This is a genomic window from Streptococcus sanguinis, assembly GCF_003943655.1.
In the GTDB taxonomy this organism is placed as follows: domain Bacteria; phylum Bacillota; class Bacilli; order Lactobacillales; family Streptococcaceae; genus Streptococcus; species Streptococcus sanguinis_F.
The window spans coordinates 78,434-105,135 of the sequence record NZ_RJMM01000003.1; the positions used below are offsets into that span (position 1 = coordinate 78,434).

General features: G+C 44.0%; 29 protein-coding genes and 1 pseudogene. 4 read left to right on the forward strand and 26 right to left on the reverse strand.

The window, feature by feature from the left end; all coding sequences use genetic code 11:
- Window positions 1-179 precede the first annotated feature (179 nt).
- The 15 genes from D8886_RS11665 to D8886_RS02640 all read right to left on the reverse strand — a co-directional run bounded on the left by D8886_RS11665 (window position 180) and on the right by D8886_RS02640 (window position 11,466).
- On the reverse strand, window positions 180-329 hold the full coding sequence (locus tag D8886_RS11665) for a hypothetical protein (protein ID WP_185761232.1): 150 nt from the start codon (window positions 327-329) through the stop codon (window positions 180-182).
- A gap of 233 nt (window positions 330-562) precedes the next feature.
- Window positions 563-838, reverse strand: coding sequence for a non-specific DNA-binding protein Hbs (hbs, locus tag D8886_RS02565; protein WP_002896125.1), 276 nt, complete (start codon window positions 836-838; stop codon window positions 563-565).
- A gap of 112 nt (window positions 839-950) precedes the next feature.
- On the reverse strand, window positions 951-1,784 hold the full coding sequence (fakB, locus tag D8886_RS02570) for a fatty acid kinase binding subunit FakB (RefSeq protein WP_125434141.1): 834 nt from the start codon (window positions 1,782-1,784) through the stop codon (window positions 951-953).
- A gap of 440 nt (window positions 1,785-2,224) precedes the next feature.
- The gene (locus tag D8886_RS02585; RefSeq protein ID WP_125434142.1) at window positions 2,225-2,953 is read right to left on the reverse strand and encodes a metallophosphoesterase; all 729 of its coding nucleotides are present in this window, start codon (window positions 2,951-2,953) and stop codon (window positions 2,225-2,227) included.
- 52 nt (window positions 2,954-3,005) lie between these two features.
- Window positions 3,006-4,664, reverse strand: a complete 1,659-nt coding sequence (gene recN, locus D8886_RS02590; RefSeq protein WP_125434143.1) for a DNA repair protein RecN — start codon at window positions 4,662-4,664, stop codon at window positions 3,006-3,008.
- A gap of 8 nt (window positions 4,665-4,672) precedes the next feature.
- Window positions 4,673-5,104 carry an arginine repressor gene (locus tag D8886_RS02595; protein ID WP_002911979.1) on the reverse strand — a complete coding sequence of 144 codons (432 nt, stop codon included), beginning with the start codon at window positions 5,102-5,104 and terminating at the stop codon, window positions 4,673-4,675.
- Window positions 5,097-5,912, reverse strand: coding sequence for a TlyA family RNA methyltransferase (locus D8886_RS02600; RefSeq protein WP_125434144.1), 816 nt, complete (start codon window positions 5,910-5,912; stop codon window positions 5,097-5,099). Before D8886_RS02600 ends, D8886_RS02595 begins: the two co-directional genes overlap by 8 nt.
- Window positions 5,905-6,780: a polyprenyl synthetase family protein gene (locus D8886_RS02605; RefSeq protein WP_125434145.1), complete on the reverse strand. Its 876-nt coding sequence runs from the start codon at window positions 6,778-6,780 to the stop codon at window positions 5,905-5,907. The genes D8886_RS02600 and D8886_RS02605 overlap by 8 nt, the downstream gene beginning before the upstream one ends.
- Complete coding sequence (locus tag D8886_RS02610) at window positions 6,777-6,989, reverse strand: exodeoxyribonuclease VII small subunit (protein WP_002896137.1); 213 nt, start codon at window positions 6,987-6,989, stop codon at window positions 6,777-6,779. Before D8886_RS02610 ends, D8886_RS02605 begins: the two co-directional genes overlap by 4 nt.
- Window positions 6,967-8,307, reverse strand: a complete 1,341-nt coding sequence (xseA, locus tag D8886_RS02615; protein WP_125434146.1) for an exodeoxyribonuclease VII large subunit — start codon at window positions 8,305-8,307, stop codon at window positions 6,967-6,969. The genes D8886_RS02610 and xseA overlap by 23 nt, the downstream gene beginning before the upstream one ends.
- Window positions 8,252-8,488 carry an initiator RepB protein gene (locus tag D8886_RS11890; RefSeq protein ID WP_125434147.1) on the reverse strand — a complete coding sequence of 79 codons (237 nt, stop codon included), beginning with the start codon at window positions 8,486-8,488 and terminating at the stop codon, window positions 8,252-8,254. The genes xseA and D8886_RS11890 overlap by 56 nt, the downstream gene beginning before the upstream one ends.
- Entirely contained in the window at window positions 8,464-9,306 is an 843-nt protein-coding gene (locus D8886_RS02625; protein WP_125434148.1) for an NAD(P)H-hydrate dehydratase, read from the reverse strand. Before D8886_RS02625 ends, D8886_RS11890 begins: the two co-directional genes overlap by 25 nt.
- Before the next feature lie 110 nt (window positions 9,307-9,416).
- Window positions 9,417-10,187 carry an HAD hydrolase family protein gene (locus D8886_RS02630; protein WP_125434149.1) on the reverse strand — a complete coding sequence of 257 codons (771 nt, stop codon included), beginning with the start codon at window positions 10,185-10,187 and terminating at the stop codon, window positions 9,417-9,419.
- Window positions 10,184-11,038 carry a bifunctional methylenetetrahydrofolate dehydrogenase/methenyltetrahydrofolate cyclohydrolase gene (locus D8886_RS02635; protein WP_125434150.1) on the reverse strand — a complete coding sequence of 285 codons (855 nt, stop codon included), beginning with the start codon at window positions 11,036-11,038 and terminating at the stop codon, window positions 10,184-10,186. The genes D8886_RS02630 and D8886_RS02635 overlap by 4 nt, the downstream gene beginning before the upstream one ends.
- Before the next feature lie 197 nt (window positions 11,039-11,235).
- Window positions 11,236-11,466 carry a DUF1797 family protein gene (locus D8886_RS02640; protein ID WP_002896146.1) on the reverse strand — a complete coding sequence of 77 codons (231 nt, stop codon included), beginning with the start codon at window positions 11,464-11,466 and terminating at the stop codon, window positions 11,236-11,238.
- Between the two features lie 249 nt (window positions 11,467-11,715).
- On the opposite strand from D8886_RS02640, the gene D8886_RS02645 reads away from it, so the two are divergent.
- Window positions 11,716-13,986, forward strand: a complete 2,271-nt coding sequence (locus tag D8886_RS02645; protein WP_125434151.1) for an ATP-dependent Clp protease ATP-binding subunit — start codon at window positions 11,716-11,718, stop codon at window positions 13,984-13,986.
- Between the two features lie 48 nt (window positions 13,987-14,034).
- On the opposite strand, the gene D8886_RS02650 is transcribed toward D8886_RS02645, so the two are convergent.
- Both D8886_RS02650 and D8886_RS02655 read right to left on the reverse strand, forming a co-directional pair.
- Window positions 14,035-14,649: a GyrI-like domain-containing protein gene (locus tag D8886_RS02650; protein WP_125434152.1), complete on the reverse strand. Its 615-nt coding sequence runs from the start codon at window positions 14,647-14,649 to the stop codon at window positions 14,035-14,037.
- Between the two features lie 59 nt (window positions 14,650-14,708).
- Complete coding sequence (locus tag D8886_RS02655) at window positions 14,709-15,608, reverse strand: helix-turn-helix transcriptional regulator (RefSeq protein WP_125434153.1); 900 nt, start codon at window positions 15,606-15,608, stop codon at window positions 14,709-14,711.
- 225 nt (window positions 15,609-15,833) lie between these two features.
- On the opposite strand from D8886_RS02655, the gene D8886_RS02665 reads away from it, so the two are divergent.
- Both D8886_RS02665 and D8886_RS02670 read left to right on the forward strand, forming a co-directional pair.
- Window positions 15,834-16,283 (forward strand): NUDIX hydrolase, encoded by a 450-nt coding sequence (locus D8886_RS02665; protein WP_125434154.1) that lies wholly within the window; start codon window positions 15,834-15,836, stop codon window positions 16,281-16,283.
- A 67-nt stretch (window positions 16,284-16,350) separates the two neighbouring features.
- The gene (locus tag D8886_RS02670; protein WP_002919443.1) at window positions 16,351-16,653 is read left to right on the forward strand and encodes a DUF1827 family protein; all 303 of its coding nucleotides are present in this window, start codon (window positions 16,351-16,353) and stop codon (window positions 16,651-16,653) included.
- A 24-nt stretch (window positions 16,654-16,677) separates the two neighbouring features.
- Here the strand turns inward: D8886_RS02670 and D8886_RS02675 are convergent, their stop codons facing one another.
- Entirely contained in the window at window positions 16,678-17,112 is a 435-nt protein-coding gene (locus tag D8886_RS02675) for a GNAT family N-acetyltransferase (RefSeq protein ID WP_125434155.1), read from the reverse strand.
- 22 nt (window positions 17,113-17,134) lie between these two features.
- Between D8886_RS02675 and D8886_RS02680 the strand changes: the two are divergent.
- Window positions 17,135-17,590 (forward strand): annotated as a pseudogene (locus tag D8886_RS02680) (MarR family winged helix-turn-helix transcriptional regulator).
- 132 nt (window positions 17,591-17,722) lie between these two features.
- Here the strand turns inward: D8886_RS02680 and ileS are convergent.
- The 8 genes from ileS to ftsA all read right to left on the reverse strand — a co-directional run bounded on the left by ileS (window position 17,723) and on the right by ftsA (window position 26,595).
- A complete protein-coding gene (gene ileS, locus D8886_RS02685; protein ID WP_125434156.1) occupies window positions 17,723-20,515 on the reverse strand; it encodes an isoleucine--tRNA ligase in 2,793 nt (930 codons plus the stop codon).
- Between the two features lie 283 nt (window positions 20,516-20,798).
- Window positions 20,799-21,593: a DivIVA domain-containing protein gene (locus D8886_RS02690; protein WP_002907042.1), complete on the reverse strand. Its 795-nt coding sequence runs from the start codon at window positions 21,591-21,593 to the stop codon at window positions 20,799-20,801.
- A gap of 9 nt (window positions 21,594-21,602) precedes the next feature.
- Window positions 21,603-22,388: a YlmH family RNA-binding protein gene (locus D8886_RS02695; protein WP_125434157.1), complete on the reverse strand. Its 786-nt coding sequence runs from the start codon at window positions 22,386-22,388 to the stop codon at window positions 21,603-21,605.
- Window positions 22,385-22,660: a YggT family protein gene (locus tag D8886_RS02700; protein ID WP_125434158.1), complete on the reverse strand. Its 276-nt coding sequence runs from the start codon at window positions 22,658-22,660 to the stop codon at window positions 22,385-22,387. The genes D8886_RS02695 and D8886_RS02700 overlap by 4 nt, the downstream gene beginning before the upstream one ends.
- Window positions 22,661-22,665: 5 nt before the next feature.
- On the reverse strand, window positions 22,666-23,253 hold the full coding sequence (locus D8886_RS02705) for a cell division protein SepF (protein ID WP_002904047.1): 588 nt from the start codon (window positions 23,251-23,253) through the stop codon (window positions 22,666-22,668).
- Between the two features lie 9 nt (window positions 23,254-23,262).
- Window positions 23,263-23,934 (reverse strand): YggS family pyridoxal phosphate-dependent enzyme, encoded by a 672-nt coding sequence (locus D8886_RS02710; protein ID WP_125434159.1) that lies wholly within the window; start codon window positions 23,932-23,934, stop codon window positions 23,263-23,265.
- A gap of 8 nt (window positions 23,935-23,942) precedes the next feature.
- On the reverse strand, window positions 23,943-25,220 hold the full coding sequence (gene ftsZ / locus D8886_RS02715; protein WP_125434160.1) for a cell division protein FtsZ: 1,278 nt from the start codon (window positions 25,218-25,220) through the stop codon (window positions 23,943-23,945).
- A 16-nt stretch (window positions 25,221-25,236) separates the two neighbouring features.
- Window positions 25,237-26,595 (reverse strand): cell division protein FtsA, encoded by a 1,359-nt coding sequence (ftsA, locus tag D8886_RS02720; protein ID WP_125434161.1) that lies wholly within the window; start codon window positions 26,593-26,595, stop codon window positions 25,237-25,239.
- Between the last annotated feature and the right edge of the window lie 107 nt (window positions 26,596-26,702).

The window sequence follows — 26,702 nt, forward strand, 5'->3', positions numbered from 1 at the left end:
ACAAGCTCATTTTTAATTTTATGAAAAATTCAAGCATTTGACTGCTTTTAATGCTTATCTTTCCTTGAAAAATAAAAAGCCTGCTATTCCAACAAAAGTTGAGACAACAGACTTTTCATATATTCTAGATTTTCAAAGCTTTTTTACTGAAGCTTAATCTTAGTCACGCTGACGTTTGGTCAAGCCAACTGCTCCTCCAAAGCAGCCAATGTCTGCATGAGGAGTAGAAAGATTGAAAAAAGCACGACAAACAATCCCATCAGCAAGCGAAATTTGCTGCCAAAAGGATTAACAGGAAGCAGTGAGCCCTGAAGTGGTTTCCATTTCATTTCTTACCTCCTAAACTTTTTATTTCACGTCTTTAAATATGTTTGTCCTTTATCATTCTCTTTTGATTAGAGACAATTTCCTTCACTTCTTTGCAAAATAAAAACTCCAAGCAAGTTCATCAATCAACTTTCTCGAAGCCACTAAATCTTTTATTAAGTTCAAGAACTGAGAGCAAAAAGAAAAACCTGACATACTCGCCAAATGCAAGTGTGTCAGGCTTTATTAACCAAAATTATTTTACAGCGTCTTTAAGAGCTTTACCTGCTTTGAAAGCTGGTACTTTAGAAGCTGCGATTTTGATTTCTTTACCAGTTTGTGGGTTGCGGCCTTTACGTGCTGCACGCTCACGAACTTCAAAGTTACCAAAACCGATAAGTTGAACTTTTTCACCTTTTGAAAGGTACTCAGTTACAGCTGCGAATACAGCGTCAACTGCTGCTGCTGAATCTTTTTTAGTCAATTCTGTAGCTTCTGCTACTTTTGCGATCAAATCTTGTTTGTTAGCCATTTAACAAATCCTCCAAATTTTTTCTGGGTTGATAACCCTAACAAATATTATCATATCTAAAAATAGCTTTCAGGTCAAGTACTAAGCCGCTATTTTCTAAATTATTATGGTTTTATTCGTAACGAATCAGCACAGCCCAAGCATTTTCCCCTGTATGTGTCTGAATAATGGACCCTGTTTCCAGCACTGAAATAGGTTTCTTGACATACGGCTGTAAACTTTCCTTCATTTCCTGGGCCAATTCTGAACCGCCAGCATAGGAAATTCCAATCTCAGCCACTTGCTTGTTTTGCAAACTTGCTGTCAAATCATCCAGCCANTTTTTAAAGGTCTTAGCACCCCTACCCTTGACAATGGGCTCCAGCTGATGGTCCTTCATTTGCATGATAACCCGGATATTAAGCAAGGAGCTAATCAGACCGGAAACTCGGCCAATACGGCCTCCTTTAACCAGATTTTCTAAGGTAGAGAGACCGATGTAGAGCTCTGTCTTTTCCTTGACTTCCTCGATTTTGGCTAGAATTTCCTCCAGGCTAGCTCCTTCTTTGGCCAGTTTAGCTGCTTCTGTGACTTGGAATTTCATAGCCTGATCAGTAAAAGAGCTGTCAACAACCGTCACATCAGCATGAGCCAAAGTCGCTCCCTGACGGGCGGCTTCGACAGTTCCTGATAAGGCGTGAGACATATGAATGGAGATAATCTGCGCTCCATCCTCTGCCAATTGCTCAAAAACATCAGCAAAGACTCCGACAGGCGGCTGGCTGGTTTTAGGTAGATTGCGACTAGACTGCATGAGACGAAGAAACTCACCTTCCTCTAGATCTGCATCCGAATAGACCACCCCGTCCACCATAACAGAGAGAGGCACAATAGTAATGTCTAATTCCTTAGCAACCTCTGGTTCAATGGTTACAGATGAGTCTGTTACGATTTTTATTTTTGTCATAGATTTCCTACTCTGTATCTAAATTTTAACTTGTTATTACACTACATTATACCAAATTTTTATGGTTTTGTGGGGGAATATTCGCTAAAATCACAGCTCAGACCAAGCGTTTCCTAAATTTAATCTGCTTGTTTTAGTTTTTTAATCTTTTTGCGCTTCTTTAAAATTAGATGAAAAAGTGTTTACATGCGGTTTTTTTAGCTTTATTGGGGAAATTTTGTATAAAAGCCTGGTTTTCAAAGAGAATCTCAGCAAAAAAAGAGAGTGGGACAGAAATCGGTAATTCGTTAGAGTTCGATTTCGTCGTCCCACCTCCGCACAGTTGAGTAGGGCTGTAAAAGCTGATGAAATCAGCGTAGTAGAGCCCACTCAACCACTGCGTCTTACTCGACAATCCAAAGACAATTGAGAGGCTAGGACTTTTGTCCCAGCCTCTTTTTTCAGTCTTCAGCTACCAAACCAGCATTTTTTATGACATACCGCTTTATGATGCCATTATGACCAAAGAGAACTCCGTGGAGGACTCCACCATAAACAGCTCCACCATCCATGCCAATCTTGCCATCCTCAGTCATCCATAGCTGATTAGTTCCCGGTGCTTTATGCAAGAGGTAAAATGTTGGTGTATGGCCAAAGACAATCGTTTTGCCAGTCTGATTGCTGCCTTCGTGAAAAGGCGCGCGAATCCAAACTTTTTGATAATCACTGGTCTCTCGCCAGTCTCTCAGTTCCAAATCTAGGCCAGCATGGACAAAAATGTACCGCTCTGTCTCCAATAGGAAGGGCATCTGACGAATAAAATCTACTAAATTGGCCGCCTCCGTCTTTACACGTTCCGCGTCTGCCACTCCATCTACAGGAGCATTGAGAGGTTGGCCTAAAAGCGAATTAATCGTCGTATCTCCGCCATTACGTCGGTAGTGGTCATAAGACTTTTCAGGATTGTCTAGCCAGGTTAGAAACATATACTCATGATTACCAGACAGACAAACAGCTCCTTCTTGGTCCACTAGGTCCTTGACCCTCTCCAAAACTGCTCGGCTGTCCTCGCCACGATCTATCAAGTCCCCTAGAAAGACTAGTTGGCTGCGATCATCCCAGTGCTGGAGCAGTTCATCTAGCATACCAGCCTTGCCATGGACATCACCGATTGCAAAATATTCTGTCATACGCGCCACCTCCTAAAGGAGACCGAAACACTAGTGTCTCAGCCTCGCTTGTTTATTTTTTTAATAATTCTCTGGCTTGAGTCAAAGCAGCCTCCGTCACATCTTCGCCAGCCAGCATCTTAGCAACTTCCTGAACGCGCTCGTCAGCGGTCAACAACCGTACTGTTGAGACGGTTGAATTCTCATCCGAAATCTTCTCAATAAAGAACTGATAATCGGCAATCGCAATGACCTGCGGCAGATGGGAAATGGCCAAGACTTGGCCATTGGAGCCAATCTTGTGGATCTTCTGGGCAATAGCCTGGGCCACTCGGCCAGAAACGCCCGTATCCACTTCGTCAAAGACAATGCTGGTCTTGCCTTCCTTACGAGAAAAGGCAGACTTGATAGCCAACATGAGACGGGAGAGTTCCCCGCCAGACGCAACCTTGACCAAAGGTTTGAAATCCTCGCCCGGATTGGCTGAGATGTAAAACTCTACTTGTTCATTGCCTTCACGGTTGAACTTGCCCTTACTGAACTGCACTTTAAAGCGCGCCTTTTCCATGTAGAGGTCCTGCAGCTCTTGCTTGATTTCCGCTTCCAGCTGGGCTGCTATGCCGTGGCGGGCATGACTCAGCTCCTGGGCCAGCTCTACCAGCTCTCTCTCCAAGGATTTCAGCTCTCGATCCATATCCTCTGAGGACAAGTTGCTTCCAGTTAAAAGGCTGTATTCTTTGGAAATCTGAGCAAAGTAATCCAGCACATCATCTACTTGGCCGCCGTATTTACGCGTGATGCTATTAATCAAGTCTAAGCGACTCTCCACCTGCAGCAGCCGATCTCCGTCAAAATCCAGTCCATCTAAAATGTCCTCTAGGCGCTTGCTGACATCTTCCAAGACATAATAAGTCTCTGACAAGCTGCCTGAAAGCTCCTTGTAGGCTGGATCGTAATCCTCGATAGATTCAAAGTCATTCATAGCTGAGCGGACATTGGCCAGACTGGAAAATTCTTCATTATCCAGCATGGTATAGGCGTTCGTCAGCGTATCGGCAATGAGTTTGTGGTTGAGCAAGCGGTCCCGCTCCTGATGCAGAGCAGTATCTTCACCACTTTTGAGAGCTGCGCTCTCAATCTCCGCCATCTGAAACTCCAGCATCTCAATTCTGGCTTTATGCTCCTGCTGATTTTTCTGCAAAGTCAGGACTTGCTTGCGCAGACTTCGATAGCGGTCAAAGGTTTCCTGATAGCGGCCTTTGAGATGCAAAAAGTCTGCTGTTCCAAACTCATCTAGCATGGCGATATGAAGCTGGGGTCTCATCAGTTCTTCCTGATCATGCTGACCATGGATATCTACCAAGTGCTGGCCAACAGCCTTTAGAACAGACAAATTAACCATCTGACCATTGATACGGCTGACACTGCGGCCATTTTGCAGAATTTCCCGACGGATAATCAGCTCGTCGGTCAACTCCCAGCCCTGCTTCTCAAAAATCTCTCGCAAAGCTCTGCTATTTTCCAGCGAAAAAAGTCCCTCTATCTCAGCTTTGGGCGCTCCATGACGAATAACATCCGTCGTAGCACGGCTGCCCAGCATCATATTCATGGCGTCAATAATAATAGACTTGCCGGCTCCAGTTTCCCCAGTCAAAACCGTCATACCTTGCTCAAAATTAAGGGATATCTCCTCAATAATGGCAAAATTTTTAATCGAAATTTCTAATAACATAGGCTTTCCTACCAATGGTGAATGATGGTTGCAACCCTTGCGGCTGCTTCCTCTGTCATCATAACCATCAAAATACTGTCGTTGTCTGCCAAGATACTGAAAATATCCTCAGCAAATTCATTTCTAAGATGACGCTTGACCAGTGCTGTGCTCCCCGGTACCAGACTGAGATTGATCATATTTCCCAAAACCTGACAGGACAGGATATTATTTTCAGCCAAGCCCAGACTGCTAGTCATGGTCTTAGGCAGCTCGTAGATATAGGTGTTGTCCTTGAGCGGTATCTTGACAATCCCCAGCTCCTTGATATCCCTAGAGACCGTAGCCTGGGTCGCTGTAATCCCAGACTCCCTGAGATGTTCTACAATTTCCTCCTGTGTGCCAATGTCATAGTCACTGACAAAGCGTCTAATCTTTTCTAATCTATCCTTCTTATTCATCTTTAAATTCCTTATGTGCTGCCTCTACGACAGCTGTCATCATTGCTGAATCAAGTGGCTGTGGCTCTATGCTCTTTTCTAAATAGGCCAGAAATTCTACATTGCCCTGACCGCCCTGAATAGGCGAAAAATCCAGTCCCCTGACAGAAAAGCCAGCCTCCATCATAAATGCTATGACCTTTTCCAGAACTGTCAGATGGACCTTTTTATCCTTGACAATCCCTTTTTTCCCAATCTGCTCGCGGCCTGCTTCAAACTGAGGCTTGATTAAGGCGACCACTTGGCCATCCTGAGCCAAAATCTCATGCAGAGCTGGCAAAACCAAACTCAGCGATATAAAGCTGACGTCAATACTGGCAAAGCTAGGCACCTGTTCAAAGTCAGTCCTTTGGGCATAGCGAAAATTATACTGCTCCATGCTGACAACCCGCTCATCCTGTCTGAGCTTCCAAGCCAGCTGATTAGTACCGACATCTACTGCATAGACCAGCTTAGCTCCGTGCTGCAGCATGACATCTGTAAAACCGCCAGTCGAAGCTCCGATATCCAAGGTCACTCGGTCAGTGACCGAAATATCAAACACTTGCAAAGCCTTTTCTAGCTTGAGGCCGCCTCGGCTGACATATCTGAGTTTCTCGCCTTTTAAGCGCAGCTCTGTGACTGCGTCAATCTTTTCACCAGGCTTGTCAAAGCGCTGGCCATTGGCTGCAGCAATAACCAGTCCAGCCATTACACCACGCTTAGCCTGCTCTCTGGTCTCAAAGAGCCCTTGTCTGTAGGCCAGCACATCTACTCTTTCCTTAGCCATTCAATCTCAAACTTTCTATTATCTTTTGAATTTCTTCGCTTGAAAACTCTGTCTTTTCTTCCAAGTCTTTCAGAATATCCACAGCTTCATCAAGGGTCTGATTGAAAAAGTTCTTAGCTCCATCCAGTCCCAGAAAGGCTGGATAAGTCGACTTGTCCGCAGCTAAATCTTTCTGCGGGGTTTTGCCCAGCTCTTCAAAGCTGGCCGTCACATCCAAAATATCATCCCGCACTTGAAAGGCCAAGCCCAAGAGCCCTCCAATCCTACGAAGCTTGTCTTGAACAGACTGCTGAGCCTGAACAATCAAACCAGCTGCGACAAAAGGATAGGTCAGTAGCTTACCAGTCTTATTGGCATGGATGGTTTTTAAGTCTTCTAAACTAATTGCTTGGCCTTCGCCTTGCATGTCCAGAACTTGTCCTGCGACCATACCAAAGCTCCCTGCTGCCAGAGACAACTCAGAAATCAAGTCCACCTTGACCTGACTAGGCAGCTCGGCCCTTGCCAATAGTCCATAGGGGTCCAAAAAGAGAGAATCACCTGCCAAAATAGCCATATCCTCTCCAAACTTCTTATGGCTAGTCAGGCGGCCGCGACGATAGTCGTCATCATCCATAGCTGGCAAATCATCATGGATAAGGCTGCCAGTGTGAATCATCTCAAGAGCCGCCGCGACCTGATAGTGGGCCTCAGCCAGCTCTAGGCCAAAGGCTTGAATCAACTCCAATAGCAGTAAGGGACGAATTCGCTTGCCTCCAGCCTGCACCGAGTACAAAATAACTTCTGATAAATCTGACGAAACTTGCTGAGATTTATAAAAATCCTCAATCGTCAGACCAATCTTTTCCAGTTTCTCGTTTCTTGTCATTCCATTTCCGTTTCTGTGCCGTCTGCCTGCATGACCTTAACTAAGGTCTTTTCTGCCTTGTCCAGACTAGCCTGTAGTTCCTTTGAAAGCTTCATCCCCTTTTGAAATTCCGCAATTGCCTCTTCCAGCGCTACATCACCGTTTTCTAGCTTTTGGACAATGACTTCCAAGTCTGCTAAGTTTTCTTCAAATTTCTTTTCTTTGGACATGTTTTACCTCTACTTCCAGCTGCCCATCCCGCATGAGCAGGGTCAGCACATCTTTTTCTTCAATGCCAGCACTTGACTCGACAACCTTTTTATTCTTTTGGACAATAGCATAGCCACGCGCCACGATTCGACTGGTATCCAGCATAAGCAAGGCCTCGGACAATCTCCTGACTTGAGCCACCTTGTTATCATAAATGACCGCCATGTTGCTGCGCAGCAAACGCTCCAGCTGGGCAGTCTGCTCTTGAAAACGCTGAACGCGACTGAGCGGATTCAATGCTTCCAAACGATGTTGCAAGATTTTGACCCGCTGTTGCTCTTCACTATAATATTCGCGAATTTTTTGCTTGAGTCGCAGGTTGAGCTGGTCTAATTTCTGCAGATGACCATCGTAAAGCCTCTCTGGCTGTCGGAAGATAACCGACTGAGTCAGTTTATTCAGTCGCTCTCGATAATAGCTCAGGCGATTGTAAATCGCTCGTGACATGCGGTTTTCCTGCTGCTGCAAATGCCCCAGCAGATCCAGCTTGGTGACCGGTGTTGCTAGCTCAGCCGCAGCCGTCGGAGTCGCAGCCCTGCGATCTGCCACAAAATCCGCCAAAGTCGTATCTGTCTCATGGCCGACACTAGAAATAACAGGAATCCTAGACTCAAAAATAGCCCGAACTGTTTCCTCTTCGTTGAAAGCCCAGAGATCTTCGATAGAACCGCCACCTCGACCAATAATCAGTACATCCAAATCCGACCGCTCATTGGCCAGTCTGATGTGGTCAGCAACCTGAGCTGCAGCCCCATCTCCCTGTACCTTGGTCGGATAAAGGACAATCTCCACTCCCGGAAAGCGACGGCTGACCGTCGTGATAATGTCTCGGATGACCGCTCCGCTAAGACTGGTTACAACGCCGATTTTCTTAGGAAATTGGGGCAAGGCTTGCTTGAATTTCTCTTGAAAAAGCCCTTCTTCTCCCAGTTTTTTCTTGAGCTGTTCAAACTGGATAGCCAAAGCTCCGATACCATCCGGCTCTGCCTTTTCAATGATGATAGAATAGGAACCGCTCGGCTCATAGAGCTGCACCCGGCCAATGACATTGATTTTCATGCCTTCTTCCAGCTCAAAGCCCAACTTCTGATAGACACCAGACCAAATCGTAACCTGAATGACGGCCTTCTCATCCTTTAATGAAAAATATTGATGATTAGGACGTCGGCGAAAATTGGACACTTGGCCAGTCAAATAGACCCGCTCCAAATAAGGATCCCGCTCAAACTTCATCTTCAAATACTTGGTCAAGGTCGAAACCGACAAATACTCTGGCATGCCCTTTTCCTTTCTTTTCTAGTTTTTCCGTAACTTTTATTATAACAAAAAACTGCATAAAAAACCGATTACAAAGTCTAAAAATTCCCTGAAAAACAAGAAAAAAACTGGGCTTCCACAAAAGAAACCCAGCTGACTTAAAACCCAAGAAAATGTCTACTGACTCATCTCCTTCATCCACCTTGGAATGGCTCTGCTGATTGCCGTTGGCAGGACGACATAAGCTTCCTGACTTAGTTCGTCAGCGATAAATGAATGAAGAAGGGTTGCAGCCACCACTCGCTCAAAGAGGTTGCTTGACTTAAACTGTCCTGCAAAAGCGGCAATCATACCAGCCAGCGTATCCCCCATTCCGCCAGTTGCTTGATAAGGTCCGCCTACTGTCAGCTCAAAGACCTGCTCTTGTCCACTTTGATAGATGGTCGTTCCATGCTTTTTCTGCACGACAATACTGCCCAGAGGCAGCTGATTGACCGCCGCCTGATTGGCTGCTGCCGTCTGATCTGACAAGATCAAACCCGATAAGCCTTCCCACTCCTTCTGGTGGGGAGTAAAAACTGTTTGGGCTTTTGGAAATGGCAAAGCTGTTTTGCTAAAGAGTGAAATGGCACCACCATCCATGATGAGTATCTGCTGCTCGGTCACAGTACGGATAACCTTTTTTAAGACATTTAGTCCTAGTTGATTCTCCGCCAAACCAGGACCAATCAAGACTAGATCTGATTTAGCCAGCTGCTCTGTCAATCGGTCTTGCTCCTCTAAGTCAAAGGCCATGGCCTCCGGCAAATGACTGTGCAGAGGTGCGATATTGTCTCTATCTGTAGCAACAGTCACCAGACCCGCTCCGCTATTGACCGCAGCCAAAGCAGCCATAATGATAGCGCCCCCATAAGGATAGGTCCCCCCAATCAGTAAGAGACGGCCGTAGTCGCCCTTGTGACTATCCAAGGGACGCTCCCTAATGACTCTTTTTAAAATATTTTCAGCATTTTTTACCATGATATTCTCCTAGACCAACTTCATCCTGCACTTGTCTCAACATGACCAAACCTATCTTCATTATACACTAAAAGGCACCTAAACAGGTGCCCCGTATCGCAAGAAAGTTATTATTTTCGGAAATCTGCAAATTTTTGTAAGATTCTTGCTGCGACTGCCTTGGGTAAATTTTCCTGAAAGGCGACCTGCTCATCAGCATAATCGCTCAATCCTGAGAAATCCCCAACCTGCACAGCGTAGAGAGAATTCTTAAAGAGCTGGATATCATTTTGATCATTACCAAAAGCCACATAGTCCGAACCGCAGAGTTCCTTTACAGTTGAAGCCTTATTGGTTTCAGCCGGATTGATATAAAAACATTTCTCATGTTCATGATAGTCTAGACTTAGACTAGGCAAGTTTGTAAAGCGAGCCTGTAAATCCTCTAAGAGTTGCTCATGATTCCCCATGTAAATAACAAGCTTAATAGGATGCTGGAGTTCAGTCAGTTCCAGCTGTCTTGCCCGCTTGAGAGGATCTACACTGGCAATAAAAGGGATTTTTTCTAAAATCTGGCCGCTGTAGTCAAAAGTATTATCAACGAAAAAAGGCAAATTATAGGTCAAACAAGTGTCTAGAATGGCTTGATAACTTGACTGATGCAGCTGACGCTCAAACATCAGCTGTCCATTCTGATAAGCTACTCCGCCATTCAGGCCAATCACTATCCGCTGGCTCAATTCCGGACCCAATAGTCCCAGACAATCCCGATAGGAACGCGCCGAAGCAAACAGCACTTCATGCCCAAACTGAGGAGCCGTTAGCAGGACCTGCTTAATCTCCTCATCAATCGTCATATAATCAAAGGACAAGGTCCCATCCAAATCAAAAACAAATTTCATGATTCAAGACTCCGTTTAAAGGCTTGGTAGGTCTGCTCCATCAGCATGGTAATGGTCATAGGACCAACACCTCCAGGTACAGGGGTAATCAGACTGGCAATTTCAGACACTTCATCAAATTTAACGTCGCCAATCAGCTTGCCATTTTCATCTCGGTTCATACCGACATCAATGACAACAGCCCCTTCCTTGACAAAGTCCTTGGTCACAAAATGTCCACGACCGATGGCCACCACCAAAATATCTGCCCGCTTGGCAGTCTTAGCTAGATTGTGGGTCCGTGAATGCGTCAGAGTCACTGTTGCATTCTTAGCCAAAAGCAGCTGAGCCATGGGCTTACCGACAATATTACTCCGACCGATAACGACCGCTCGCTTGCCTTCCAGTTCAACACCATATTCATGGAACATGGCCATAATGCCTGCAGGAGTAGCTGGAATCATAACAGGGTGGCCGCTCCATAGTTTACCCATATTAAGCGGATGAAAGCCATCAACATCCTTGTCTGGATCAATGGCCAGCAGCACAGCTTCATCATCAATATGCTCAGGCAAGGGCAGCTGGACCAAAATCCCATGCCAATCAGGATTTTGATTATAAGTTTCAATCAAGCTCAAGAGCTCTTCTTGGCTGGTTTCTTCTGGCAGACGCTCTATCTTACTCCGAAAGCCAGCGGCCAAGGCCGAGCGCTCTTTATTACGCACGTAGATTTGACTGGCTGGATTATTTCCTACCACAATCACTACCAAGCCCGGTACCTGACCTGTCTTTTCTTTGAGGCGAGCCGTTTTTTCGGCTAATTTTTTCTGAAGCTTCTCTGCCAAACCTCTACCATCAATAATCTGCGCCATGTCATTCTCATTTCTTTTTCATTATCTTTTTCATTATACCAAAAAAATCTGTGCCCAGCCTATAACTTTTTCTTATACAAGGTTATAAGACGAGGTTTCATTGGCACCTAGTGATAAGATTTCAGCCCTACTAAATCTTTTCTATCTTTTTCAAAATAAGATAAAAAGGGTAAAAATAAAAAGCAGCAAAGTGCTTTTTAGTAGAGTAATTCATAAATTTCCATTGCAATCAAATCGATGCTGTCGAAAGTATAGGTCTCACGCGCTGCAACGTCACGCAAGGTGAAGACAGAGCCGTTTTCTTCGTCGTAACTGTAAGCTACTTCTGCTACAACCACTCCTTCACGCTCAAAATTACGTTTTAAATTTCCGCCATCCTTAGCCATAGCTTCTAAGCGGTTAATAATTCTAACTAAATGTGATTCCATTTTGTTTCTCCTATTTACTTAGTTCCCTCTTATTTTACCATAAATAGCGACTGAAATACCACTAAAAGCCCATTTTTTGTAATTTTTCAAGAATTTGTTTTCATTCTGCTCGGTCTAAGGGAGGATTTTGTAGTAAATTCTTGCAAAGTTCGAGAATACTGATATAATGAAACTATAAAACTTTGACTATTTTTGACCTTTAATTATTTCTATAAATAGCTTGCACACTAAAAGAAAAGAGGTATCTGCATGCTTTGTCAAAATTGTAAAATCAATGAATCCACAATTCACATTTATACCAACGTAAATGGCCATAAACAGCAGGTGGATTTGTGCCAAAACTGCTACCAAATCATGAAAACAGACCCTGAACATTCCTTGTTCGGCGGAATTGCTAATGCCAACAATCACGGAACAGATCCTATCGATGACTTCTTCAACAGCCTCAGCAATTTCCAACAGCCTCAGGAACCAACTACTCCTCCTACCCAATNTGGCGGATCCTATGGAGGCGGTGGCGGCTACGGTTCCAATCCTAGCAAGGGTGGTCAGCCTCAGCCAAGTTCGCAAAAGCCAAAAGGCCTGCTGGAAGAGTTTGGTATCAATGTGACTGAACTGGCTCGCCGAGGCGAGATTGATCCTGTTATTGGCCGTGATGAAGAAATCGTCCGTGTCATTGAAATCCTCAACCGCCGCACCAAAAACAATCCTGTTCTCATAGGAGAGCCAGGAGTCGGAAAAACAGCCGTGGTGGAAGGTCTGGCCCAGAAAATTGTTGATGGTGATGTGCCTCATAAACTCCAAGGCAAGGAAGTTATCCGCCTAGACGTTGTCAGTTTAGTACAGGGAACTGGTATCCGTGGCCAATTCGAGGAGAGAATGCAGAAGCTTATAGATGAGATTCGTTCTCGTCAGGATGTCATTCTCTTTATTGATGAAATTCATGAAATTGTCGGAGCAGGCTCTGCTGGCGATGGCAATATGGACGCTGGGAACATCCTCAAACCAGCTCTGGCTCGAGGAGAACTCCAAATGGTTGGAGCAACCACCCTCAATGAATACCGTATCATTGAGAAGGATGCAGCACTGGAGCGCCGTATGCAGCCCGTAAAGGTGGACGAACCGACGGTAGAGGAAACGATTACCATCCTCAAAGGGATTCAGAAAAAATACGAAGACTACCATCACGTCAAGTACACAGATGCGGCTATTGAAGCTGCTGCCCTTCTCTCTAACCGCTATATCCAAGACCGCTTCCTGCCAGACAAGGCTATTGACCTCTTGGATGAGGCTGGTTCCAAGATGAATCTAACCCTCAACTTTGTTGATCCCAAGGTCATTGACCAACGTCTGATTGAGGCCGAAAACCTCAAGGCTCAGGCAACCCGTGACGAAGATTTCGAGAAGGCGGCTTACTTCCGTGACCAGATAGCCAAGTACAAGGAACTCCAGCAGACAAGTGTGCTAGACAAGGATACTCCAATTATCAGCGAGAAAACGATTGAGCACATTGTAGAGCAAAAGACCAATATCCCAGTTGGTGACCTCAAAGAAAAGGAACAGTCTCAACTAGTCAATCTTGCCAGCGACTTAAAGGCTCATGTCATCGGTCAAGACGATGCTGTAGATAAGATTGCCAAGGCCATCCGCCGCAACAGGGTCGGATTAGGAAGTCCTAATCGCCCAATCGGCAGCTTCCTCTTTGTCGGACCTACTGGTGTTGGTAAGACTGAGTTGTCTAAGCAACTAGCCATTGAGCTGTTTGGCTCAGCTGACAGCATGATTCGCTTTGATATGAGTGAATACATGGAGAAACACAGCGTGGCCAAGCTGGTCGGTGCCCCTCCGGGCTATGTTGGTTATGATGAAGCTGGTCAATTGACTGAGCGCGTCCGCCGCAATCCATACTCACTCATTCTGCTGGATGAGGTGGAAAAAGCCCATCCCGATGTTATGCACATGTTCCTGCAGGTTCTAGATGATGGCCGCCTGACCGATGGCCAAGGACGAACTGTCAGCTTCAAGGACACCATTATCATCATGACATCTAATGCTGGAACTGGCAAAGCTGAAGCCAGCGTTGGCTTTGGAGCAGCGCGTGAAGGCCGCACCAACTCCGTCTTGGGTGAATTGGGCAACTTCTTCAGTCCTGAGTTTATGAACCGCTTTGACGGCATTATCGAATTCCAGGCGCTCAGCAAGGACAACCTGCTTCAAATCGTCAACCTTATGCTGGACGATGTCAATCAACGCTTGGCAACCAACGATATTCATCTGGATGTTACGGAGAAGGTCAAGGAAAAATTGGTTGATCTGGGCTACGATCCGAAAATGGGGGCTCGCCCACTGCGCCGTACCATTCAGGACCATATCGAAGATGCTATTACTGACTTTTATCTGGAAAATCCAAACGAAAAAGAACTCAAAGCTATCATGACCAGCAATGGTAAGATTCTCATCAAGTCAGCCAAGAAAATCGAAAGCACAGAGTCGGTTAATTCATCACAAGAAGAAAAATAAATGTCGACAAAATAGAGCAGAAAACTAACTGTTTTCTGCTCTATTTCTTTATTGAGCTTTCTGAACCTTGTAGCGCAGAATTGTTTTCAGCTTGCTAGGGTCTGTACGATTCAGATTATTGAGATAGATTTCCCTATGAGTGTTTGAAATCCGTGTCAGCTGGTGATTCTGGCAAAAGGCATCCATTTTAGCAAAGGATTGAGGTTCTTGGTCAAAAGGACCAAGATGTAGCATAGCAACACACGATCCTTCCGTCATTTCTTCAAAGCGAATCTCATCATAGAGAGGATTAGGCTTTTTGACACGGACTTGTTCCAGAGCCTTTTTCACCATCTCTCCAGTGATAAAGTCCGGCTGCCCAATCATAATAGTATAGATCAATTCTTCTTTAATGAGTTCTCCTGCTCGCTCTTGCTGCCAAAGCCCTTCTAAGGGATAGACTGTAAAATCAGTAAATTCTTGCTCGGCCGCTGTCTTTTTGTAATTCATCTTGATAGCATATGCTAAGCTGTACAGAGCACCAACTCGTTCCGAAAAGTCAGCAGCATTAGGATCGCCCTTGCCGTCAATCATGATAAAAGACTGGGCAGGAACATCTATGAGACAGGGGTCAGACTTGATTTGATATATTTCTCGATTGGCTTTTCTCCATTCATATTTCATGAGAGAGCCCTCCTTTCTTTACTACAAACAGTATAGCAAAGAAAAGCTGACAACCTCTGTCAGCTTTTATAAATATCGGTAATAGCTTTTAACTTTTCTTTGAATTCTTCCCGTAACCGAGGCGGCTCCATGATTTCAACTCCATCCAAAAAGGATAGCAAATAGGCATAAAGACTATCGTGACTCGGCAAATGCGTTTCTACATAAAGGCTCCCATCACTCTCCTCTATCTCTGCTTCTGAAAACTCCTCGTACACCCGAAAGGCATGCTTCCCGTCAAATTTCAAGAAGACTTTTACAGTATCTCCTAGCCGCTCTTCAGGACTAAATTTCTCATCCAAGACTCTCTGCTTAAATCTTTCCTCTAACATCTGACAGTCTCTCATTCTGTTGAGTTTAAAAAAGCGCGGAGCTTGTCTTAAACGACAAAAACCAGTAACATACCAGTTTTGGCTTTTAAATACTAACTTCAGCGCCTCTATCTTGCGCTGCTCTCTTTCTCCACGCCCATTCAAATAAGAAAAAGACAAGACTCTTCTTTGCAAGATTGCCTGCTTAATAGTATCAAACAGTTCTTTCTGATCTGCTTTTTTGCGCCAGTCAGTGAAATCCACCTCCAGCCATGAAGTTGCCTGAACTTGAAACAAGGACTGTAGCTTAGACAGGGTCTCTACTTGCTCGCTATCTGTTAAAATCTGGAAGCCTTGAAGAGCAGCTAATAGCTCATCCCTCTCAGACTCTGAAAACAAGGCCTTGTCTAAGACAAAATCCTTCATCAGAAAAATACCCCCGCCCTTGCCTGGGCTGCAATAGATGGGGATTCCTGCTAAACTCAGCTTGTCCACATCTCGATAGATGGTCCGAATAGATACTTCAAATAGTGAGGCCAATTCGGGAGCTGTTGTGCGGCCTTGCTCTAAAAGAAGATATAAGATTTTAAAAAGTCTGCTTTCTGTCATAAAACCACCTCGCTACTATTATAACAATTTCTCCTATAAATGTTTTACCATTCCTATAAAGAAGAGTTTTTTTAAACGGTCGGAGGAAGGAATTTATTATTTGAAAGAGATTTCTTTCAAAGACTATCATTCTTTTTCTGTCCAATAAACCGAGTAAATTCTTGACAGGTGGGCCTTAGTCCATTATGATAGATAGTAAACTGACTAGAGATTGAGGATATTAGAATGACAAATCCAACCTTTGGTGAAAAGGAAGCAAATGTAGAATATGTGACCCGCTACGGAGTCTATGCCGTTATCCCAGACGAAAAGAAAGAAAAGATTATTTTGGTTCAGGCGCCTAACGGGGCTTGGTTTCTGCCCGGTGGAGAGATTGAAGAGGGGGAAAACCATCAAACTGCCCTTGAACGCGAGCTGATGGAAGAACTTGGGTTCACAGCCCAGCTTGGACCCTATCTTGGACAAGCTGATGAATATTTTTACTCCCGCCATCGCGACACCTATTTTTACAACCCAGCCTACCTGTATGAGGTCACCTCTTTCCAAGAAGTCCAAAAACCGTTGGAAGATTTCAATCAGCTTGCCTGGTTCCCAGTCGATGAAGCTATCGAAACACTCAAACGCGGCAGCCATAAATGGGGTATCCAAGCTTGGAAAAATGCGCTTAAAGCTTAAAGAAATCATTCACAATTTATAGCAAATATGTTATAATAATAGCAGGTATAAAGCAGGAGGAAATCGTATGAAGCTTATTAATACAACAAACAGTCATGCTGACCTTGTCAAAAGCCAATTGGAAAGCACCGATGCGATATTAGTCGAAGTTTATTCTGCTGGGAACAGCGATGTTGTTTTTACACAAGCTCCTCTTCACTATGAAATTTTGATTTCAAACATGCACCGTGCTGTACGCGAACAGGAAATCGAAAAAATTAGAGAATTTTTCTTGAAGAGAAAAATTGATGCAAATGCTATTGATAAAGCTGCTATCCGAACAATTTACGCTAATAATCTAATCGAAATTTCCATTCCTGTCAAACAGTAAAAACTAAGGCCTGGCCTTAGTTTTTTATTGTTTATAGATCATGGTAATGTGAGGTGTCGATTCAAAAATAAAGGGTTGGCCAACCGATTTGAAGCCATACTTTTCATAGAGAGCAGCCACCTGCTCCTGAGCCTCTATTTCAATTTCCTTTCCTGGCCATTTTTCAGCACATAATTGTAAGATCTCTCTGATAAGCTGTCCTCCTAAGCCCTGTCCTCGTACAGACCGAGCTGTGACTACTCGACCAAAGACTAAATGCTCTCCCTCTTCAAAGACCCGAGCATAAGCATCAATTTCCCCTTTTTCATTAGCATGGTAAACGTGCACTGCTTCTAAGTCCTTCTCATCCAGTTCATGATAAATGCGCTCCTGCTCCACCACAAAGGTGTCAATGCGCAATTTTAAGATTTGATAAAATTCTATCGGGTTCAACTCTGTTAATTTTTTCCTAGACCACATACTTGTTTCCTCTAACTTTTTAATGTATAATAAATGCAAATGCAACTATAAAGGAGTTCCTATGGATTACCGTCAACTTTTCCGACAAATGGGCTTTATTTCTAGACAAGCCATGATGAAAATGAATCAGAAAGCCAGTAACTATAGCCTAGACAATAATTTGTTTCTACTGCTCATTCGCATCGTTGAAAATGAAGGTCTCAGCCAATCACAACTGGCAGAGCTGGTGCAGATTGACAAGACTACCCTCAGCCGATCCCTAGGAAAGCTGTAAGATAGGGGCTTGATTATCAAAAAGACCAAAGCTCAAAATAAGAAGTTCAAAGAGCTCTATCCTAGCAGTCAGGCTCTCAAACTCTACGACCAGCTAATTGGCTTTGAAAATACCTACGCCAGTCAGGCTCTGCAGCAACTGACTTCCTCTGAGCTCTTTCAGCTCCAAAACATTCTAGCTAAAATAGACATCCCTAAGATATAAGTAGTATAACAGAAAACAGTTGCAAACGCAACTGTTTGTGTTTTCTTAGTTTTAATTTAACAAATTTTCAAATCAATCTATCTAAAAAATGGCTTACCACTAAAGGGCAAAGCCATTTTTTATTTTGGAAACTTACTTGCTCTCAAAGCCTTCTGAGACAGCTTGAGCAAAATTTTCTTCTAAAATTTCTGCACAGTGGTCACAGACAAGAGCTTGATAACTGCGCTCTTTAACTGTTGTGTCAATGCGGCGGCAGCGATCACAGACTTGCCCCTGCGCATGCTCTACGACAAAAGCTACATCTTCAAAAACTAGAGCGCCTTCTGGAGCAGATCCTTCAGCAATCGTTAATTGTGAAACGATAAGAAGCTGAGCCACATCGCTATTGACTGCCTTCAGCAAGGTCTTGATGACTTCATTCGGATAGACAGTCAGGTGTGCTTCCAATGATTTCCCGATAACCTTCTCATTGCGGGCTTCTTCCAAGGCTTTCTGAGCCTGACTGCGGAAATCCATAAAGGCAGACCAAGTGTCCAAAATTTCTTCTTGACTTGGGAAAGTCTGAGCTTCAGGCAATTCAGATAACTGAACAAATTCTTCACTTTCATGCTCCAGGTAAGACCAAATTTCTTCTGCTGTGTGTGGCAGAATCGGTGTCAACAGCTTGGTAATCTTGACTAAAATGTCATAGAAAACAGTCTGCATCTGACGACGTTCCAATGATTTAGCTGCTTCGATATAGACGACATCTTTGGCAAAGTCCAGATAGAAAGCGGACAAGTCAACGGTCAAAAAGTTGACAATCGCTTTATAAATAGTTAGAAACTCAAAGTCCGCATAAGCCTTACGAATAGTCTCTACTAATTGATTGAAGCGGATAGTCATGTATTTATCAACGGAACGAAGTTCTTCGTAAGCTACGGCATCCTCAGCTGGATTAAAGTCAGAGGTATTGGCAATCAAGAAACGCAAGGTATTCCGAATCTTACGGTAGGTTTCAGAAACTTGACCCAAGATATCCATAGAAATGCGTACGTCATTGCTGGAGTCGACACTGGTTACCCAGAGACGCAAGATTTCCGCACCAAATTGTTTTTCCACGTCACTTGGAGCAATGGTATTTCCAAGGGATTTAGACATCTTTTCACCCTTGCCATCTAGAGCAAATCCTTGTGACAAGATTTGTTTGTAAGGAGCCACGCCATGGTTAGCAACTGATGTGATAAGGGATGAATTGAACCAACCACGGTATTGGTCTGAACCTTCTAGATAAAGATCAGCCGGGTAAGTTAACTCAGGACGGTTGACCACTACACCATTCCATGATGAACCTGAGTCAAACCAAACGTCCATGATGTCCGTTTCCTTGGTAAATTCACCATTTGGAGAACCTGGATGAGTAAATCCTTCTGGTAAGAGGTCTTTTGCTTCACGCTTCCACCAGACGATAGAGCCGTGCTCCTCAAAGAGCTGAGCCACGTGTTCGATGGTTTCTGCTGTCATGATTGGTGTTCCGTCTTCGGCATAGAAGATTGGAAGTGGAACTCCCCAAGCCCGCTGACGAGAGATAACCCAGTCGCCACGGTCACGAATCATATTGTAGAGGCGTACTTTCCCCCATTCAGAATGGAATTTAACCTTGTCAATTTCATCTAAAATTTCTTGACGGAATTTAGAAACAGATGCAAACCACTGTGGTACTGCCCGCCAGATGATTGGCTTCTTAGTACGCCAGTCAAATGGGTATGAGTGAGAAATTTCTTCTTGAGCAAGGAGCAAGTCACCAAGCTTTTCAATAACCGTCGGCACAACCTTATCATAGAACTGGCCTTCAAAGTCAGGACCAGCATTTTCCATCATGATACCGCGCTCATTGACTGTCACAGCAACTTCCAGTCCATTGGCTACACCGACATGGTAGTCATCCTCACCAAAACCAGGCGCAGTATGGACAATACCAGTACCAGAGTCTGTCGTAACATGGTCACCCAAAATGACCAACTCATCTACAGCAGTATCCCATGGGTGGGTCGTCACGATCTGGTTCAATTCTTGACCACGGTAGGTAGCTAAAACTTGAACATCGGCCCAGCCAAATTTCTCAGACAAGCTGTTCAATAATTCAGACGCTACAATAAACTTACGAGATTCACCAGCTGGTTGAACGACTACGTAATCAATATCTGCTCCAACAGTCAAACCACGAGAAGCTGTAATAGTAAACGGAGTTGTTGTCCATACGACGATGTAAGTATCTGTGTCCAATACTCCTTTACCATCTTTGACGCGGTTAGCATAGTAGAGAGAGGTGGAAACCAAATCATGGTATTCAATTTCTGCTTCAGCAAGAGCTGACTCAGAAGACCAAGACCAGTAAACTGGCTTAGCGCCACGGTAGATGTAGCCTTTCTTAGCCATTTCGCCAAAGACACGAATCTGAGCCGCTTCATAATCAGAAGTCAAAGTAACATAAGGATTATCCCAGTCACCAGAAACACCCAAACGCTTGAAGTCCTCTTTTTGCTTTTCGACTTGGCTAAGCGCATAGTCCCGACACATGTTGAGGTATTCTACCAAGTCCAACTCTTTGCGCTTAACGCCTTGTTTTGCCAATACCTGCTCAATCGGAAGACCATGCGTATCCCATCCTGGAATGTAAGGCGCATAGTAGCCAGCCATAGACTTTGAGCGAACAATGATATCTTTGGAAATCTTATTCATAGCATGGCCAACGTGAATATTCCCGTTAGCGTATGGCGGGCCATCATGTAGGACAAAATGTGGCTTGCCTTCATTCAATTCCTGACGGCGTTGATAAAGCTTAGCTTCATCCCATTCCTTCTGCCAGATTGGCTCCTTATTTGGAAGACCGGCCCGCATAGGAAAAGCAGTTTTTCCAAGGTTAAGTGTTTCTTTCAGTTTCATTCTATTCCTCTTTATTTTTAAAATTACAAATTAAAAACCGCAAACTTCTCCAAAAAGGACGAAAATTCGCGGTACCACCTTTGTTTAGGCAAGACAATAGCATAATGCTCCTCTTGCCCCTCTTTGTCCGTAACGTGGACTGCCGTCTCATCCTACTGATTTCAGACGAAAGTTCTGTAAAATGATAGCCCAAGCAAGATGGACTGCAGATCTCTCACCATCATCTGCTCGCTGAAAGTATTTTGCTTGGTCTGTGTTTTTACAATCTTAGTTTCTTTAAAAATTATAAAATATTTACTGGAACTTTTTGTTCCCCATTTGTATCATCATCGTGATGGTCAGCTTCTGAGTTTTCCTCAGCTGCATGAGCTTCTATATCTTCATCGCTAAGCGGAGAAAAAGCTTGGGTCGCAGCTAATTCACGGTTAGCAGCTTCAATGCGCTCTTGCAACTCAGCCATTTCTTCTGGAGAAAATTGACGAGTCACATCCACTTCTTCCTCACGAACAACTGCTTCTTCGCCAAGAACCTCAGATACAACTTCCTTGAAAGCTTCATCGCTGGTCTGCAGATAAGTAGCTGTCGGACGCAGGATTTCTTCCCACTCAGAAGAATCCACAATGCTGAGCTGGCTCTCAATGGTTGATTTCAAACGTTGATGGAAGACACGTGTTTTGTTTTTCAGTTCTTCTGTTTCAATGGCTACTTTCTTAGCATTATCAGCTGCCTGACGTAAAATCTCATCAGCCTTGTACTTAGCTCCATCCAACAAGTGCTGCGCATCCTGCTCTGCCTGACGGACAATATTCGTAGAACGTTCGTTGGCAGCAACCTTAACACGCTCAGCCGTATCCTGAGCAATCAAAACAGACTGGCTGAGAGAGTCTTTCATCTCATCAAAATATGTCAGACGTTCTTCCAGATTGCGAATTTTTGCTTCTTTTTCGTGGTTTTCACGAACCAAGTCCTCATAATCGCGGACTACGATGTCAAGGAATTCATCTACCTCTTCAACATCATAGCCTCTAAACTTGGTTCCAAAGGATTTATCTTTAATTTCTAATGCTGTAAGTGTCATAGTTCCTCCTCATTTACTAGCTAATAATTCAACGGTTAACTTATGTTTTCCATTCTTGGAAAGGCCATTTTCTCTTAAAACCTTAAATCTTCCAAATCGTCTAACGCTTATCAAGTCTTCAAGCCCAACTTGCTGGCTGGGATTGTCATTAACAGCGTAGTTCATTTTCACATGCTTGCCAGAAATCAGCTGAACAGCCTGGCTCCTTGATAACTTAAAGGTGCTGGCTACCAACTTATCCAAGCGAAGACTAGAGGCCAAAATATCTCTGGTAACAGCTTGCCTCTGCTCTTTCAACTGCTCTGCAAAGGAAACTTCCTTTAGTCTAACAGGCATCTTTGCTATTTTAGTGACATGATCTATAAAATACTGGGCCAGTCTTTTATCTACAAAGAGCTGAGCACGGTCTCCAACCACAAGAATATCGCCAAAGGTCCGTCTTTTAATCCCTAATTGATTGAGAAGAGTCCCCATAATCTGCGAATGACTGATTTTATAAAATTTGCTTGCATAGGAAATTTCCAGCAAGCTCAATTCAAAATCATCCATATTCAGTTGGTAATAAGAAGGCGCCACAAGAACTCTTGCCAGTTCACTGGGAAAATAATCCGAACTAGCAAAGACTTGCACATCATATTGCTTGCCAATATTCTTCAGAATCGAAACCTGATGGGGATTCAGAAAAGACGTTGTTTCAAAGGCATAGGTATCTTGAACCCGCTGAAGCAGCTCCAAACTCCTATCAATAAACTCTCGATCCTCGTGCGAAAAGTGCTGATATAAATCTTTCATCATAATAACATTAGTAAGATACTTATTAAATAAAAGACTACACGATTTAAAAGGTTTAAAGCCAGAATTGCAACCCAAACGGTAAAATCCAGCCCTGCAAACTGCAAGGGAAGACGGCGGAAAAGTTTTAAATACGGTTCTACAATTCGTGTTAGAAACTCTCCGAATTTGGTTTGATAGGCCCCTGGAAACCAAGACAGAAGTGCATAGACAATCAAGGCAATGCTATAAAGATCGAAAAGATTATAGATGGCACGAATTACAAAATATAACATATCTCTTATCTACTGCGCTTCATATCAAAGTCGAATTCGCTGATTTCAACATCGTTTGGCAGGCGGATATCTTCCACATTTACCACTACATTAATCGGAGTCAGCAAATACATAGTGCTTGCAACTTTTTTCAAGTTCCCAGCCAAGACATAACGAGCACCGTCTAGGTAGTCTAAACAACGTCGAGCCTGTACCTCAGTCATATACTGGAAGTCAATCAGGATGCTTTCATTGGCCAAAAGTAGGTCAACAATTTCAGTCGCTTCCTCATATCTCCTCGGATAACGAACATCAATCGTAATCTTCTCATCCGCATTTGCACGGTGCTGAGCCAATTCCTGCTGACGTGCATGCAGTCTGGTAATATTCTCTGTAGAAGATTTCTGTTGTGGCTGAGGTTTAGGCTGTGGCTTGGCCGCAGCAGCCGGACGAGGAGCTGGCTTGCTCTCTCTGACTGGCTTAGGCTGAACCAATTCAGGCTTCTGCTTAACAGGCGCCGCAGGTCTGCTGACAGTCTGTTCCTGAACCTCAGTCTCATCTCCATCTTCTGTAAAATAATCTATAAATTTATCAAATCTATCTTTTAATGACATATTTCTTTCCTATTTAAAAAATGCTGTACCAATTCTGACATAGGTCGAGCCATGGGCAATTGCTTCTGGATAATCACGGCTCATTCCCATGCTTAATTCAGAAAAGGGCATATTATTTAACTGTTTCTTTTTTAATTCTTTTTGTAGTTGATGAGCCTTTTCAAAAATTTGGTTCAGCTCCTCATGACTAGCTTCAAACGGAGCCATTGTCATCAATCCCACAATTTGAACATTCTCTAATTTTTCAAGTTCAGGCAGGACAACTTCAAGTTCTTCAATCAAAAAGCCATGCTTGCTCTCTTCTTTAGAAATATTCACCTGCAGGAAACATTTAATCACATGTTCAGCCCGTTTGTCAATCTCCTTGGCCAATTTTACAGAATCTAAAGCATGAAAGTAATCAACATAGTTAATCACATCCTTGACTTTTCTCCTCTGCAAACTGCCGATCAGGTGCCAGGTCAGATTCTCATCTTTCAGAGCATGGTATTTTTCTAGAAATTTATCTACTCGATTCTCTCCGATATGCTGAATACCTGTACGAACAAGCTCCTGAGTTGTTTCGCAGTCAACATATTTGGTAACTGCAATGATATTTACCGAATCATTCAAACGCTGGGCTTGCTCCGCCGCCTGAGCGACGGACTGAAAGACCAACTCTTTATTATTCTGCAAATTCATGATTTAGATTAACGATTTCTGAAGAATGGAGGTGTTTCCAACTCATCATCATCTTCATTAGTTTCTGCATAGCGCTCTACGCGGACTGAGGAACTTGGCTCTGCCTGACGAACAATTGCTTCACGGCGAAGATCCCAATCACCAAAGGCTGAACCTTTAGGTGTATCCGTTCTTTGACGGCTTGGAGCAGGAATATCAACTGTTTCGGTCATATCAAAGTTTCGTTCAAACTGTCCTGAGCGAACTTCGCGATTTGGCTCAACTTGCTGCGGACGGCTTGGGCCAGTAGGCTGCTGTGTCTGACGAATACCGCTGACCTTTTCAACCTTGTCCTGACGGACACCAGTAGCCACAACAGTCACGCGGATTTCATCCTTCATAGACTCATCAATAGCAGTACCGAGCCAGATGTTCACCCCATGACCTGCTGCTTGGTTGACAATTTCTGAAGCTTCTTCAGCTTCAATCAAGGTCATATCTAGGCCACCAGTAACGTTGACAATTACGTCCTCTGCACCATCAATGGTTGTTTCCAAAAGAGGTGAGTAAATAGCTTTGCGAGCAGCTTCGATGACGCGTTCTTCACCGCTACCAACACCAATTCCCATCAAAGCATTACCCTTGTCTGCCATAACTGTTTTCACGTCAGCAAAGTCAAGGTTAATCAGTCCTGGGCTGGTAATCAAGTCGGTAATCCCTTGGACACCTTGGCGAAGAACATTATCTGCTTCACTGAGTGCTTCAAGGAGTGGAGTCTTCTTATCTACAATTTCAAGCAAGTTGTTATTTGAGATAATCAAGAGTGTGTCTACATGCTCGCGAAGTTCGTTGATTCCTTCTACTGCAAATGTTCCACGCTTGCTTCCTTCAAAACCGAAAGGACGTGTAACTACAGCGACAGTCAGAGCACCAACATTTTTTGCGATACGAGCAATCACTGGAGCAGCACCTGTCCCAGATCCACCACCCATACCAGCAGTGATGAAGACCATATCTGCTCCTTGCAGAGCTTCGGTCAGGACTTCTTCACTTTCTTCAGCTGCCTTACGGCCTACTTCAGGCTGACCTCCGGCACCAAGTCCGCGAGTCAGTTTAGGACCGAGCTGAATCACTGTTTCAGCTTTGGCACTGCTAAGAGCTTGAACATCTGTATTTGCTGCGATGAATTCAACACCAGCAACACCTTCATCAATCATTCGGTTGATGGCATTGCCGCCACCTCCACCGACACCAATAACTTTAATTACTGCACCTTGTGCGGCAGCAGCGTCAAATGAAAATGTCATATTTTCTGTATTCTCCTTAATCAAACATTTTGCCAATTAGGTTACGCATCCGATCTGTAATACCGGTTTTTGGTTCTTGGTTTGGCATATCAGCACTGGCAACTGGAACTTCTTGGACCGGCTCCTCAGGAATCTCATCAGCTGGTTGAGGTTCAAAGCGTGGTACTGACTGAGCAGGACGGTCAAAGGATACAGGTCGATGGCGCAGTTGCTCATCACCATGAACAGCAACCTGAGCCAGCATATCCACATCTGTTAAGTTTCCGGCATACTCTGACAGGCTGATAACATGTGCAAAGGCTGGATTGCGAATGCCGATTTGATTTGGCACATAAAGCTTGACATTCACGCCAAATACTTCCTGAGCCAGTTCAACCACTCCTGGAAGAATTGCTGCTCCACCAATAATCACAATACCACCTGGCAACTCGAGAAGATGCCTTCTATCCAAATCACGTTTGATTTGCTCAAAAATGTGTTGGATACGAGCAGAAATAATTTCAGCCAGATACTTTTCAGTTACTTCAACCGGCTCAATCTCACCAATCACTTCCACTTGGAAGGACTCTGTACCAGCTTCTGGAACATAAGCAGACCCATAGTTAAACTTGAGACTTTCAGCTAACTTTTGCGAAGTCTTCAAAACCTTGGAGATATCCTTGGTTACGTAGTCGCCGCCTTCTTGGTATATATTCGTATATTGAAGTTCTTGACCTCTAACAGAAGCCACTGTGGTTTGGCCGCCGCCCATATCAATGACAGTTGCCCCAAACTCACGTTCCCCTTCGTTCAAGATTGACTTAGTCATAGCTAATGGGGAGATAATAACGTTCTCAAGCTGAACTCCCGCACGCTCCACTGTTTTGCGGAGGTTGTGGAGAATAGTACGTGGTCCAGTGTAGAGGAGACCACGCATCTCTAAGCGAATCCCCATCATACCGCGTGGGTCACGAATACCTTGGAAACCATCCACTACAAACTCTTCTGGGATGAAAGTAATCACTTCGCGGTCAGGAGTCATACTCTTCGTCAGAGCAGATCTAACAACATTCTCTACATCTGTATCTGTGATTTCCTTAGAATCACTAGTCACAGGAATCATACCCTGAGTAGGCTCAATCTGTAAGAGATTAGCCGGAAGTCCGACATTAACTAAACCAATTGAAATGCCTGCTTTTTCTTCTGCTTGAGAAATAGCTGTCTTAATGGCAGCAGCAGCAGCCTCAATATCAACAATAATTCCATCTTTAACGCCAGCACTTTTTGCGTTGCTGACACCAATAACATTCATTTCATCGTTGATGTGCTCTGCCACCAACACTTTAATTGAGCTAGTTCCTATATCTAATCCAGTAAAAAAGCCGTCTCTAGCCATTACACCAGTCCTCTCTATCTTCCATGTTTCCGGTCTATACTAATAACGCTAAAAATTAGAGTTACCCAAGCTTTATTATAACATAAAGAAAATGAAAATGCGCAGTT